The sequence below is a fragment of the Streptomyces sp. NPDC101160 genome, from assembly GCF_044768205.1.
Classification (GTDB): Bacteria; Actinomycetota; Actinomycetes; order Streptomycetales; family Streptomycetaceae; genus Streptomyces.
Map to the genome: position 1 here is coordinate 128,683 of NZ_JBIWPJ010000011.1, position 12,516 is coordinate 141,198.

General features: G+C 71.0%; 18 protein-coding genes. 10 read left to right on the forward strand and 8 right to left on the reverse strand.

Going from position 1 to position 12,516, the window contains the following annotated elements; translation table 11 throughout:
* Position 1 precedes the first annotated feature (1 nt).
* Both ACIRSU_RS31885 and ACIRSU_RS31890 read right to left on the reverse strand, forming a co-directional pair.
* On the reverse strand, positions 2-319 hold the full coding sequence (locus ACIRSU_RS31885; RefSeq protein ID WP_403799584.1) for a DMT family transporter: 318 nt from the start codon (positions 317-319) through the stop codon (positions 2-4).
* A gap of 266 nt (positions 320-585) precedes the next feature.
* A complete protein-coding gene (locus tag ACIRSU_RS31890; protein ID WP_403799586.1) occupies positions 586-1,026 on the reverse strand; it encodes a DMT family transporter in 441 nt (146 codons plus the stop codon).
* Between the two features lie 129 nt (positions 1,027-1,155).
* Between ACIRSU_RS31890 and ACIRSU_RS31895 the strand changes: the two genes are divergently transcribed.
* The 9 genes from ACIRSU_RS31895 (at position 1,156) to tpx (ending at position 8,127) form a co-directional block, all read left to right on the forward strand.
* Positions 1,156-1,611: a MarR family winged helix-turn-helix transcriptional regulator gene (locus tag ACIRSU_RS31895; protein ID WP_403799589.1), complete on the forward strand. Its 456-nt coding sequence runs from the start codon at positions 1,156-1,158 to the stop codon at positions 1,609-1,611.
* A gap of 400 nt (positions 1,612-2,011) precedes the next feature.
* Complete coding sequence (locus ACIRSU_RS31900; protein ID WP_403799592.1) at positions 2,012-3,550, forward strand: class I adenylate-forming enzyme family protein; 1,539 nt, start codon at positions 2,012-2,014, stop codon at positions 3,548-3,550.
* Positions 3,547-3,834 carry an acyl carrier protein gene (locus ACIRSU_RS31905; protein WP_403799595.1) on the forward strand — a complete coding sequence of 96 codons (288 nt, stop codon included), beginning with the start codon at positions 3,547-3,549 and terminating at the stop codon, positions 3,832-3,834. The genes ACIRSU_RS31900 and ACIRSU_RS31905 overlap by 4 nt, the downstream gene beginning before the upstream one ends.
* Before the next feature lie 91 nt (positions 3,835-3,925).
* Positions 3,926-4,327 (forward strand): ectoine synthase, encoded by a 402-nt coding sequence (locus tag ACIRSU_RS31910; protein WP_403799597.1) that lies wholly within the window; start codon positions 3,926-3,928, stop codon positions 4,325-4,327.
* Positions 4,328-4,411: 84 nt separating this feature from the next.
* Positions 4,412-5,521 (forward strand): acyl-CoA dehydrogenase family protein, encoded by a 1,110-nt coding sequence (locus ACIRSU_RS31915; protein ID WP_403799600.1) that lies wholly within the window; start codon positions 4,412-4,414, stop codon positions 5,519-5,521.
* 115 nt (positions 5,522-5,636) lie between these two features.
* Positions 5,637-6,344, forward strand: coding sequence for a transglutaminase family protein (locus tag ACIRSU_RS31920; RefSeq protein ID WP_403799603.1), 708 nt, complete (start codon positions 5,637-5,639; stop codon positions 6,342-6,344).
* 12 nt (positions 6,345-6,356) lie between these two features.
* A complete protein-coding gene (locus tag ACIRSU_RS31925; protein ID WP_403799606.1) occupies positions 6,357-7,187 on the forward strand; it encodes a maleate cis-trans isomerase in 831 nt (276 codons plus the stop codon).
* Positions 7,188-7,190: 3 nt separating this feature from the next.
* Entirely contained in the window at positions 7,191-7,442 is a 252-nt protein-coding gene (locus ACIRSU_RS31930) for a DUF6253 family protein (RefSeq protein ID WP_403799609.1), read from the forward strand.
* Between the two features lie 187 nt (positions 7,443-7,629).
* The gene (gene tpx, locus ACIRSU_RS31935; protein ID WP_403799612.1) at positions 7,630-8,127 is read left to right on the forward strand and encodes a thiol peroxidase; all 498 of its coding nucleotides are present in this window, start codon (positions 7,630-7,632) and stop codon (positions 8,125-8,127) included.
* Positions 8,128-8,224: 97 nt separating this feature from the next.
* Here tpx and ACIRSU_RS31940 read toward each other — a convergent pair whose 3' ends face one another.
* Both ACIRSU_RS31940 and ACIRSU_RS31945 read right to left on the reverse strand, forming a co-directional pair.
* Positions 8,225-8,428 (reverse strand): hypothetical protein, encoded by a 204-nt coding sequence (locus ACIRSU_RS31940; RefSeq protein ID WP_403799614.1) that lies wholly within the window; start codon positions 8,426-8,428, stop codon positions 8,225-8,227.
* Positions 8,425-8,955: a hypothetical protein gene (locus ACIRSU_RS31945; protein ID WP_403799617.1), complete on the reverse strand. Its 531-nt coding sequence runs from the start codon at positions 8,953-8,955 to the stop codon at positions 8,425-8,427. Before ACIRSU_RS31945 ends, ACIRSU_RS31940 begins: the two co-directional genes overlap by 4 nt.
* Before the next feature lie 118 nt (positions 8,956-9,073).
* Between ACIRSU_RS31945 and ACIRSU_RS31950 the strand changes: the two genes are divergently transcribed.
* Positions 9,074-10,462: an FAD-binding oxidoreductase gene (locus ACIRSU_RS31950; RefSeq protein ID WP_403799620.1), complete on the forward strand. Its 1,389-nt coding sequence runs from the start codon at positions 9,074-9,076 to the stop codon at positions 10,460-10,462.
* Between the two features lie 12 nt (positions 10,463-10,474).
* Here the strand turns inward: ACIRSU_RS31950 and ACIRSU_RS31955 are convergent, their stop codons facing one another.
* The 4 genes from ACIRSU_RS31955 to ACIRSU_RS31970 all read right to left on the reverse strand — a co-directional run bounded on the left by ACIRSU_RS31955 (position 10,475) and on the right by ACIRSU_RS31970 (position 12,503).
* A complete protein-coding gene (locus ACIRSU_RS31955; protein ID WP_403799623.1) occupies positions 10,475-11,047 on the reverse strand; it encodes a dihydrofolate reductase family protein in 573 nt (190 codons plus the stop codon).
* Between the two features lie 143 nt (positions 11,048-11,190).
* Positions 11,191-11,820 carry a LysE family transporter gene (locus ACIRSU_RS31960; protein WP_403799625.1) on the reverse strand — a complete coding sequence of 210 codons (630 nt, stop codon included), beginning with the start codon at positions 11,818-11,820 and terminating at the stop codon, positions 11,191-11,193.
* Positions 11,817-12,182, reverse strand: a complete 366-nt coding sequence (locus ACIRSU_RS31965; RefSeq protein ID WP_403799628.1) for a DUF2087 domain-containing protein — start codon at positions 12,180-12,182, stop codon at positions 11,817-11,819. Before ACIRSU_RS31965 ends, ACIRSU_RS31960 begins: the two co-directional genes overlap by 4 nt.
* 42 nt (positions 12,183-12,224) lie before the next feature.
* Positions 12,225-12,503: a hypothetical protein gene (locus ACIRSU_RS31970; protein WP_403799631.1), complete on the reverse strand. Its 279-nt coding sequence runs from the start codon at positions 12,501-12,503 to the stop codon at positions 12,225-12,227.
* Positions 12,504-12,516: the final 13 nt, after the last annotated feature.

Sequence of the window (12,516 nt, forward strand, 5' to 3'; positions counted from 1 at the left end):
CCTAGACCGCGGTCAGCCGCAGGATGATCGCGCCGCCGATGATGGACGCGAAGGACAGCAGGCGGGCGAGGGTGATCTTCTCCTTGAAGATGATCGCGCCGAAGACGACCGTGCCGACGCCGCCGATGCCGGTCCAGATGGTGTAGCCGACCGAGACGTCCAGGTCGAGCAGGGCACGCGAGAGCGTGTAGATGCCGCCGGCCGCGGCGAGCAGCGTGAGGACGCTGGGCCACAGGCGGGTGAAGCCCTTGGTGGCGTTGGTGCCGAGCGCGAAGAGGATCTCGAAGACGATGGCGATTCCGAGGTACACCCAGGTCATGGGAACGGCTCTCTCTGCTGGAGGGTGAGGTTCAGGGGGTGATGGCTGAGCGGGGCGGTGCGGTGCGGGTGCGTGCAGGCGGTGCGCTGCGTGCGCGGGGGCGTACGTGCGCGGACCGTGCTGGCGCGGGCCGTACGTGCGCGGGGGCGTACGTGCGCGGGGGCGTACGTGCGCGGGGGCGTACGTGCGCGGGGGCGTACGTGCGCGGGGGCGTACGTGCGCGGGGGCGTACGTGCGCCGGCCCGTGGGCGGTCGGGACCGACCGGTCAGACCGTGACCTTCGGGTCCGTCGCCGACGTGCGCGCCGCGGTGGCCGCGACCGCGGCCTCCGCGGCCGCCTTCTTGTCGGCGGCGATCTTGTCCGTGATGCGCAGGGTGGTGCCGCCACCGATGATCAGGACGAAGGCGAGGACCTTCCAGATCGTCATCGGCTCGTCGTAGATCAGGGTTCCGAAGATCACCGTGCCGACGCCGCCGATGCCGGCCCAGACCGTGTAACCGACGCCCACGTCGATGTACTTGAGGGCCTGGGACAGCGTGAAGATGCCACAGGAGGCGGCCGCCGCGGTGAGCAGCGAGGGACCGAGGCGGGTGAAGGCGTGGGTCGCCTCGGTGGAGAGCGCGAAGGTGATCTCGAAGAGAGAGGAGAACAGCAGCCAGGCCCAGCCGACGTTGTTCTGGTTCTTCTGTGTCGAGTCCGCGGACACTTGAGCTCCTTGGTTGTTTGTCCGTGCAAGTTGTAGGCCCCCATGAGAGGCCTAAGGACGTTTCGGAGATAGCCAAGATCTTGCATGGTCATATAACCTGTTGTCAAACCCCTGTCAGAGGAGAGGTACATGAACAACACCGCAACGACACCTCCCGCAGCGACCTCCGACCAGGCCGTCTGGGACCGCGTCCTCACTCTGCACACGCACGTGGAACGGGAGCTCGCGACCGCTCTCCAGCGCCGGCACGGCATCGGCCTCTCCGAGTACCGGGCCCTGGAGAACCTCGCCGCCTCCCCCTCCAGCGAACTGCGGATGCAGGAGCTGGCCGACAAGATCGGGCTCGGACAGTCCTCGGTCACCCGGCTCGTCGAGCGCCTCAAGGGCGCCGGCTACGCGTTCAAGGACCTCTGTCCGTCCGACAAGCGCGGGGTGTACGCGGTGATCACGGACGAGGGCCGCAGCCGCTACGTGGCCGCCCGCGCGACGTACGCCGAGGTCCTCTCGGGCGCCCTGAACTCGCACGGCGCGGACCCCGCGCTCGCCGCCACCGTCGCGGCCCTGCGCAGCGCCCGCCCGGCGTAACCCGCCCCCTCGGGCACCCACCACCCCGTCAGGCCGCGCAGCCCGCACCTGCGCCCCCGCCCACGCCCGGCCCCAGCGCGCCCCGCCCCGCTTCCCACCCCTCCCGCTCCCCGTCCCCGCAGCCGTCGCCTCTTGGCGCCTCTCCCCCGAGAGGCGCCAAGAGGCGACGGCTTCTTTCGTGTTCACACGACTGCAGTGCGTGCTTCACGCCGCCGCATGACACAGGGTGTACTTGTACGTACAAGCGGTGAGCTAGCTCACAACGGAACCGACTAGTACATGCTTGCGGATGCATGGATCGCCGCCCTAATGTCTGCTGCGGCGCCGATCGAGAGCGATCGGGGACCTCGCCGAATCGCACAGCGCTTGGCCCATCTTTTCCACATCATCCGGGGGAAACGTGCCATCGCCCAGCCTTGTCCGAAACCTTGCCGCGCACGCCCGGCGGCACCCCTCCTTACCGGCCCTGCTGCTCAACCAGGAGCAGGTGACCTACGGCCAACTCGCCGAACGTACAGCGCAGTTGGCACAGCGGCTCCGCGCCGCGAACCTGCCGGCCGACCGGCCGGTGTGCATCCCCGCCCGCAAGGACCCGGCGACCGTCGCCCTGATGCTCGCCGCGTTCACCGAATCCCTCGTCGTCCTCGCCCCCTCGGCGGAACTCGGCGAGGACGCGCTGGACCGGATCTGCCGACAGGCCCGGGTCTCCGCGCGACTGTCCGTCGCCGCCACACGTGACCACGACGGTGACCACGACGGCGACCACGACGGTCACGACCTGATCGTCGAGCCGGTACCCGCGGACGAGACCGCCGCGGAGGGCTTCGCCCGGCCCCTGCCGGACCGGACCCGACTGCTGCTCACCACCTCCGGGTCCACCGGAACCCCCAAGCTGGTGCCGATCGGCACCGACGCCTTCGACGCCTTCGCGGCCTGGGCGACGGCGGAGTTCCGGATCACCTCCCAGGACACCTCGCTGTCCTACGCCCCGCTCAACTTCGACCTGGCCCTGCTCGACGTCTGGACCTTCCTCGGCGCCGGCGCCCGGGTGGTCCTGGTCGACCGGGCGAAGGCCACCGACGGCCCCCACCTGCGCGGTCTCGTCGCCGACGCCTCGGTCACCTTCGTCCAGGGCGTGCCGCTGCTCCACCGTCTTCTCACGGAGGGGAAGGCGGAGGAACCCGGCGCCACCGCGTTCGAGCAGGTCCGCGAAGTGGTGTTCACCGGGGACGCGATGCCCCAGAGCTTGCTCAAGCAGTGCGCAGAATCGTTTCCTCATGCACGTTTCCACAACGTGTACGGGTGCACCGAGACCAACGACAGCTTCATCCACCCCGTCGACCCGCACACCGCCGAGGGCAAGCTCCCGATCGGCCGGCCGCTGCTCGGGGTCGAGGCCGACGTCCTCGACGACGACGGCCGGCCGCTGACCGGCCCGGGCACCGGCGAACTCGTCGTCCGCACCCCCTTCCAGACGGAGGGCTATCTCCAACAGTCCCTCAACCAGGCCGTGTTCGTGGAGCGAGAGGCTCCGGACAGCGAGGACGGACAGCGCCAGGTCTTCTACCGCACCGGCGACATCGTCACCCGCGACGCCGAGGGCACGTACACCCTCGAAGGCCGTTCCGACTGGCAGGTCAAGGTGCGCGGAGTGCGCACCAACCTCCAGGAGGTCGAGTCCGTCCTCGCCCAGCACCCCGACGTCGAGGAGGCGGCCGTCGTCGCCCTCCCCGACACCGAGGCCGGCGTCCGGCTGCACGCCCGCGTCACCCGGCGGGCCGGCGCCGCCCTCAGCTCCCTCAAGCTCCGCTCGTACGCCGGGGCGAACCTGCCCCGGCACGCGATCCCGTCCACCGTCCGCATCAGCGAGCTCCCGTTGCCGCGCACCTCGACCGGCAAACCCGACCGCAACAAGATCAAGGAGGAGATCAGCGCATGAGCGCCGCCCCGACCCCCACGCGTGACACCCAGGACATCGCCGGAGAGATCCGCACCCACCTGCTCGCCACCTACCTCAAGGGCGAGGACGTCACCGCCGAGGACCTCACCGGCGACTACGACCTCATCGAGTCCGGTGTCATCGACTCCCTCGGCCTCGTGAAGCTCATCCAGTACATCGCCAACACCTACGGGCTGCCGGTCGACGACATCGAGATCAGCCCGGACAGCTTCCGCTCGATCGACGCCATCAGCGAGACGGTCCGCAAGCACACCGCCGGCTGAGCCAGGCACCGACCACTCCAGCGCTGAACACGCGCTGGACATCTCGCCGCACATCCCGCTGAACATCCCTTCTCTCAAAAGGAGTTACGCCATGTTCACCCGTACCCTCGAGGACGTCACCCCGGTCGAGTGGGGCAACGGCACCAGCCACCGGCTGCTGACCGAGGCCGACAAGATGGGCTTCACGGTCTGCAAGACCCTGGTCCGCGCGGGCACCAACTCCGCGCTGCAGTACCGCAACCACCTGGAGGCCTGCTACTGCATCGGTGGCTCGGGCGCGGTCGTGCACAAGGACGGCACCGTCTACAAGATCACCGAGGGCACGATCTACGTCCTCGACGAGCACGACCCGCACTACCTCATCGCCTCCGAGCACGAGGACCTGCACCTCATCTCGGTCTTCAACCCGCCGCTGACGGGCAACGAGAAGCACAGACTCTCCGAGGACGGCTTCTCCCAGTACGAGGCCGCGGTGCCCAGCGCCCAGCACTGAGTCCGCCCACGAGCCCGGCCGGGCCGCCCTTCCCCTCCCCGCACCGCGGCCCGGCCGAGCCCGCCCGTACCAGAAAGGAAAACCGTGAACGTCGATCTCGTCGCCCCGTACGCCGACATCCTCAACGCCGACCTCGCGGAGCTGGACGCCGACGCCGTCTTCTCCCGTACCAAGTGGCAGGCGATCAAGGACAGCGGCATCCTGCGCACCCCGTTCAAGGAGGAGTACGGCGGCGCCGGGCGCAGCTTCACCGAGACCATGCGGGCCCTGGAGGGCCTCGGCTACCTCTGCCGCGACGCCGGCATCGCCTTCTCCACCTCCACGCAGATCGTGTCCCTGGCCACGCCCCTGGAGAAGTTCGGCTCGGCGGAGCTGAAGGCCCGCTACATGCCGCGCATCCTGTCCGGCGAGGCCGTGACCGCGCACGCCATCACCGAGGAGTCCGGCGGCTCCGACGCCATGAACATCACCACCACCGCCGTCCGCGAGGGCGACCACTACGTCGTCGACGGCGGCAAGATGTTCATCACCAACGCGCCCGTCGCGGACCTCTTCCTCCTCTACGTGCGCACCGGCAGGCCCGGCCCCTTCGGCCTCACCTGCCTGCTCGTCGAGCGCGACACCCCCGGCCTGGAGATCGGCGCGCCCATGGACAAGCTGGGCCTGCGCACCTCCCCGATCGGCCGGCTCACCTTCGACAAGCTGCGCGTGCCGGTGGACCGGCGGGTCGGCGCAGAGGGCGGCGGCTTCCTCGTCCTCGACTACGTGATGAAGCGCGAGATCCTCTACGCCTTCTCCCTCACCCTCGGCGAGATGCGCCACCGCCTGGAGACCGTCCTCGCGTTCGCGGCCAAGCGGACCCAGTTCGGGCAGCCGATCGGCAGCTACCAGGCCGTCAGCCACAAGATCGTGGACATGCGCATCGCCGTCGAGACGGCGGCGAAGTGGCTCGCCGACACCGGCGCCAAGGCCGAGCGCGGCGAGGACATCTCCCTCGACCTGGCCGCCACCAAGATCGTCGTCTCCGAGGCCAACGTGCAGACCGCCCTGGCCGCCGTCCAGATCCACGGCGGGCGCGGGGTCCTCACCGAGTACGGCGTCGAGCGCGACCTGCGCAACTCCGTCGCCGGAACCATCTACTCGGGCAGCAGCGAGATCCAGCGCAACCGCATGGCCGCCCTCCTCGGACTCTGACTCGGGCTCCGACTCCGACTCTCCGAATCGGACGCTGACTCCGACTCTCCGACTCGGGCTCCGACGCCGACTCTCCGACTCCGACTTCGACCGCGACCCAGGAGCTACCCCTCCCATGAGCATCGCCCTCGACGAAGTACACGCCCTCACCCGGCACACCGCCTTCCTCGACCACGAGTCCGACGAGGTCCAGAACTTCGTGGACTCCGTCGTCAAGGACCGGTCCGCCGACCGGCGCGAGAACGCCGTCGCGCTCTACTACGCCGTCCGCGACGGCCTCGACTACGAGGTGTACGGCACCGACCTCAGCCCCGAGGGGATGCGCGCGTCCAGCGTCCTCAAGGCCGGCCAGGGCTTCTGCCTGCACAAGTCGATCGTGTACGCCGCCGCCGTCCGCGCCCTCGGCATCCCGTCGAAGCTGGTCTACGGCGACGTCCGCAACCACCTCGCCAGCCCGCGGCTCATCGCCCACATCGGCGGCGACGTCTTCTTCCACGGCCTCACCCAGGTCTACCTGGACGGCAAGTGGGTCAAGGCCACGCCCGTCTTCAACAAGCTGCTCTGCCGGCTGTACGGGATGGACGCCCTCGAGTTCGACGGCACCGCCGACTCGCTCTACCACCCGCACTCCAGCGAGAGCGGCAAGGGCGCCATGGAGTTCCTGAAGGACCACGGCGCCTTCGACGACGTCCCGTACGACTTCGTCATGTCCCGCATGCGGGCCCAGCACCCCGGCTTCCTCAGCGGGGACGGCGACGGCACCGGGACCGTGCAGGGCGGCTCGCTCGCCGCCGAGGCCGACACCGTCAACGCCGCACGCTGAGGAGCGACGAACATGACCACCGCAGCCCCCTCCGACGGCTGGGACGCCACCACCCGCATCGGCATCGTCGTCCCGTCCGCCGACATCGGCCCCGAGGCCGAGCTCCAGGCGGTCTCCCCCGCCGCCGTCTCCGTGCACGCCTCCCGCATCGACTTCGGCGGCATGCTGCCCGGCGGGCACATGGTCGCGGAGAAGATCCCGCAGGACCCCATCGCGGCGTTCGTCGAGCCCCCGGCCGTCGACAACGCCGTCAAGCTCCTGGCCGACTCGCCGCTGCACGCGCTCGTGCTCGGCTTCACCAGCTCCTCGTACGTCCTCGGCGCCGACGGTGAGCGGGCGCTGTACGAGCGGCTCGCGCCCGTCACCCGGGACATCCCGATCACCGGCACCGCCCGGGCCGCCGTCGCCGGCTTCCGCGCGCTCGGCGCCGAGCGGATCGCGATCGTCAACCCGCCGTGGTTCGACGACAAGCTCTCCACTCAGGGCAAGGAGTACTTCGAGTCGCAGGGCTTCAGCGTCGTGCACCACGGCCCCGTCGGGCTGCCGTCCGAGCAGACCGCGATCACCCCGCAGAACCTGTCGGAGTGGATCCGTACGACCGTCGCCGACGCCCGCCCCGAGGCGATCCTCGTCGCCGGCAACGGCATCCGCGCCGTCGGCACGATCAAGGGCCTGGAGGCCGAGCTCGGCTTCCACGTGCTGACCGCCAACCAGGTCGTCCTGTGGCACGCCCTGCACCTCGCGGGCGCCGCCGCGACCGCCCGTACGATCACCGACTACGGGCACCTCTTCCAGGTCGCTCCCGCCGCGCCGGCCGCGCCCGCCGCGCCCAGGGAGGCGTGACGCATGCTGCCTGCCGACGGCTACGTCGCCGAGTTCACCACCCCGGAGGGCGACGTCTACCGCACGCCTCTCGTGTGCTGGCGCGAGGACGGCCCGTACGTCTATGGAGTGACCCTCCACAAGGGCGGGCTGCGCCGGGCCGAGGAGCTCCCCGGCTTCACGCGCTACGCCGTCAGGCCGGAGTGCGCCTGCGAGGCGGCCGCGGCCACGGCATCCGTGGCCCCGGGCCTCGCCAGGCAGCTCGCGAACCGGTAGGCACGGGGTCCCCGCGGCCGGGGACGCAAAGGCCCGTGCCTGCCCCGCCGGCCCGCCCGCTCCCCCGGTTTCCGTCACCGGGCGAGCGGGCGGGCCACCGCGCGTGGGGCGACGGAATACGATCGGGGGCGTTGGCAGCTGCCGATGACAACGAGTCCAGTCGCACTCCACCCGAAGGAGAATCCACATGGCGCAGGTCGCGCTCAAGGGCAACCCCGTAACGGTCGACGGCGTCCTGCCCGCGCAGGGCACCGACGCCCCCGCCTTCACCCTGGTCGGCGAGGGTCTCGCGGACAAGTCGCTGAAGGACTTCGCGGGCAAGCGCAAGGTCCTCAACATCTTCCCGAGCGTGGACACCCCGACGTGCGCCGCGTCGGTCCGCGCCTTCAACGCGAAGGCCGCCGAGCTCGACAACACCGTCGTGCTCTGCATCTCCGCCGACCTGCCCTTCGCGCAGGCCCGCTTCTGCGGCGCCGAGGGCCTGGAGAACGTGCAGAACCTCTCCACCTTCCGCGGCCGCGAGTTCCACACCGACTACGGTGTCGCGATCGCCGACGGCGCGCTGGCCGGCCTGACCGCCCGCGCGGTCGTCGTCCTCGACGAGAACGACAAGGTCCTGCACACGGAGCTCGTCAACGAGATCTCGCAGGAGCCGAACTACGAGGCCGCGCTCGCCGTCCTCTGAGGGCTCCGCTCCTGCCGCGTCGGCCCGCTCCTGGAACACCGTTCCGGCAGCGGGCCGTCGCCGTTCCCGCCTACGATCCGATCATGGGTACCAACGGTCACCGAAATCCGCGCTCGTTCCTCTCCCTCTGGTCGAAGGACTCCGTCCTGTCGATCGGCTCCGTCGGGTCGTTCATGTCGATCGGGTCGGTCGGGTCCGCGTTCTCGATCGGCTCGGTCGGATCCTTCCTCAGCGTCGGATCGCTGCTTTCGGCCCGCTCGCGCTGGTCCGTCATGGCCTGGCGGTCGGTGCGCGGGGTCATGACCGAGCACAACCGTCGACCGGGTTCACCGACACCACGTCCGTGAGCGGGATGTCGACCGTGCGGCCGTGGACGGCCAGGGCAAGGGCGCCGCTGCCCGACGCGGCGAGCCGGCCGCACACGGTGCCCGCCGAGGTCGTGACCTCGACCTCGGCCTCGCCCGCGCCCGTGTCCGGGGCGGGCCACCAGGAGCTGGTGGCGGCGAGGGCCGTCAGGAGGACCGTGGCGAAGGTGAGGATCAGGCCGGTGCGCAGGTTGCGGGCGGCGCGCTCCGTGTCACCCGGGGCCACCGCGTGCGGCCAGGCGACGCGGCCGACGAGGTAGACCGCCAGGCAGGCCACGAGGAGTGCGAGCAGGACCAGGAGGCCCGCCACCACCTCCACGCCCTGGGGAGCCGCGGACCCGGCCCCCGATCCGCCGGCCTTCAGCGCGCCGCACAGCCCCACGAAGCCCAGCGCCGCCAGCTGGAGCGTCAGCCAGCCACGGGCCGAGGCCCGGATGCCTTCCATGCCCTCACCGTCGATCACCCGGCCAGGATGCCGAGGCCGGGGCCCGGGAGGCGGCGTGCCACGCCGGGAGGGAGACTGAAGGGGTAGCACGGCCGTCTGACAGGGGTGCCCGGCCGGGTGCCCTGGAGGAGTCGTCATGGGCGGTACGGCTGTGGAGAGCCTGCGCGAGCTGTTGCGCGGCGAGGTGACCGGACCTCAGGACGCCGGGTACGACGAGGCCCGGGCGATCTACAACGCGATGATCGACCGGCGGCCGGCGGTGATCGCGCGGTGCGCGGACACGACGGACGTACGGGCCGTGGTGCGCTACGCCCGCGACACCGGCATGGACCTGACGGTGCGCGGCGGCGGCCACAGCGGCGGCGGGCTCTGCCTGGCCGACGGGGCGCTGATGCTGGACCTGTCGGGGCTGCGCTGGGTGCGGGTCGATCCGGAGAGCCGGACGGCGGTGGTCGGCGGCGGCAGCCGGCTCGGCGACCTGGACCACGAGGCGCACGGCTACGGGCTCGCCACGCCCGCCGGGATCATGTCGACGACCGGCGTCGGCGGGCTGACCGTGGGCGGCGGGCACGGATATCTGACCCGGGCGTACGGGCTGACGGCCGACAACCTCCTCGCGGCGGACGTGGTCCTCGCCGACGGCTCGTTCGTGCGGGCCTCGGCGGACGAACACACCGATCTCTTCTGGGCGTTGCGCGGCGGCGGCGGCAACTTCGGGGTGGTGACGGCCTTCACGTACGCGCTGCATCCGGTGGACGACGTGGGCCTCGGCGTCACGCTGTGGGATCCGCAGCACATCGGCGCGGTGCTGCGCTGGTACCGGGAGTACCTGCCGGCCGCGGACGAGGAGCTGTACGGCTTCTTCGCGACGCTGACCGTGCCGCCGGGGCCGCCGTTCCCGGAGGAGATCCACCACAGGAAGATGTGCGGCGTGGTGTGGTGCCACACGGGCGCGACGGACGAGGAGAGCCTGTCGAAGGCGTTCGCGGACGTCGCCGAACCGGCCCCGCCCGCCTTCCACTTCGCGACGCCGATGCCGTACCCGGCGGTCCAGTCGATGTTCGACGAGCTGATCCCGAAGGGGCTCCAGTGGTACTGGCGCGGTGACTTCTTCGACCGGATCACGGACGGCGCGATCGACGTGCACCGGACCTTCCTGGAGAACATCCCGACCGAGCTGTCGACGATGCACCTCTACCCCGTCGACGGCGCCGCCCACCGCCCCGGCCCCATGGACACGGCCTGGGCCTACCGGGACGCGGTCTGGTCCGGCGTGATCGGCGGCATCAGCCCGGAACCCGCGGACGCGGAGCGCATCCGCGACTGGGCGGTGAACTACTGGGAGGCGCTGCACCCGCACTCGATGGGCGGCGCGTACGTCAACTTCCTCGGCGCGGACGAGGGCCAGGACCGGGTCCGGGCCACGTACCGCGGGCACTACGACCGGCTGGCCGAGGTGAAGCGGACGTACGACCCGGACAACGTGTTCCACCACAACCAGAACATCAGGCCGGCGGAGGGCTAGGAGCGTTACGGGTTACCGCACCACGTCCCAGACCTGCTTCTGCAGCCCGTTCGCGTACACCTCGTGCTCGGCCAGCGTCAGCTTCTGCGCGTCCTTGTCCGCCGTGCTGAACAGCCGCTTGCCGGCGCCGAGGAGCAGCGGGAAGACCAGCAGGTGGTAGCGGTCGATGAGCCCCGCGTCCGACAGCGCCTGGTTGAGCGACGCGCTGCCGTGCACGATGATCGGCCCGCCCTCGGTCTCCTTCAGCGCGGCGACCTCGTCGACGGACCGCAGGATCGTGGTCTCGCCCCAGTTCGCCACCAGGTCGTCGTCGGTGAGGGTGGTGGAGACGACGTACTTCGGCATCACCTTGTAGTCGGCGAACTCCGCCATGTCCGGCCACACGCCGCTGAACGCCTCGTAACTCACCCGCCCGAGCAGCATCGCCGCGGCCTCCTTCTGCTCCCGTCCCTTGATCTCGAACGCCTCGGGCAGGAACTCGGTGTGCTTGAAGGTCCACCCGGAGTTCCGGTAGCCGGGCTCGCCACCGGGGGCCTCGACGACGCCGTCGAGGGAGATGAAGGCGGAGGTGATGAGGGTACGCATGGGAGGTTCCTCGTTCTCTTCGGTGTTTCGGTCGTGCGCGCTGTTCTCGAAGGTATAGACGTCAGCCGCACACAGAACTCATCGCCCGCGCGGATATATGGGCGTGGCGGGGACGGGGGTCAGGAGGGTCCTCGGTGGGGCCCCTACCCCGCCACCAGCTTGACGGCCAGGGTCACGATCAGCGTGCTCGACGTCAGCGCCGTGACCAGCCTGCCGCGCGGGCCGGTCAGGGTGCGGGCGAGGAGGGTGCCGCCGGTGGCGAGGAGGAGTTGCCAGGTGGCGGAGGCGAGGAGGGCGGCGAGGACGAAGACGGTGCGCGTCAGGGGCGTGGCGGGGGCGGCCGGGCCGGTGGCGAGGACCAGGGCGGCGAAGTAGATCACCGTCATGGGGTTGAGCAGCGTGATGCCGAGGAAGGCGAGGTAGGCGCGGCCCGGCGTCAGGGTGGCCGCGCCGTCGTCACGGGTGGCGAGGCGGCCGGTGCGGTAGGTGCGGACGGCCGTCCGGGCGGCGCGTACGGAAAGGGTCACCAGGACCAGCGCGGAGGCCCAGCGCAGCGGGGCCATCACCGGCGTGAGCAGGGGCACGAGGGCCGATCCGCCCGCGACCGCGAGGAGCGCATACGCGCCGTCGGCGGTGGCGACGCCGAGCGCCGCGCCCGCTCCCGTACGCCAGCCGGCGCGCGCCGTGACGGCGACCAGGTAGGCGCCGACGGCGCCGACGGGGATCGCGATGCCGTAGCCGGCGAGCAGGCCGGCCACCGCCGCGGCGATCACAGGACGGCGGGGATCGCTCCTGCGGGGGACTCGGGCTGCTGCTGTCGGCGGTAGGCCGAACCGTCCTTCGTACGGGCCAGCTGGCCGCCGATCACCAGGTAGCGGCGCAGCGCCGGGAAGTCCGCGTGCACGGTTTTCAGGGCCTCGTTGACCTCGCGCTCGCTGTAGACGCGGGCCGGCTCGAAGAGCGTGGCGGCGAGGTGGTCGAGCAGGGCGGCGCGGCGGGCGGGCCGGCGCGGGATCGCCCTGAGGCGCCCGTCGGCGGTGAAGAGGTCGGCGGTCGGCGCGGCGGCCGCGCCGGCGGCCGGCGCGGCGGCCGGGCCGGCGGTCAGGTCGGCGGTCAGGTCGGCGGTTGCGGTCATGGCAGGCAGCTTGGCGCCCGGCCGCTGCCACCCGCAAAGGAATTAACCGCCGACGATCACATTCGCCGCCTCGTGGAACTTCGGCGTGATCTGCGGCGCCCCGACCGACTGGAAGATCGGCGCCGCCTTCTCCATGAACGCCCGGAACGCCGCCTCCGACTCCCAGAAGTCGATCACGCGCCAGCCGCCGTCCCCCGGACCGGCGGAGTGGGCGATGAAGCCCTCCGCGGGCCACCAGGACGCGTTGGTGATCTGCTGGTTGATGCTCTCGTACACCTCTCGGCTGATGCCGGGAATCTCGACGGTGACGACCACGGGCATGATGCACTCCTCA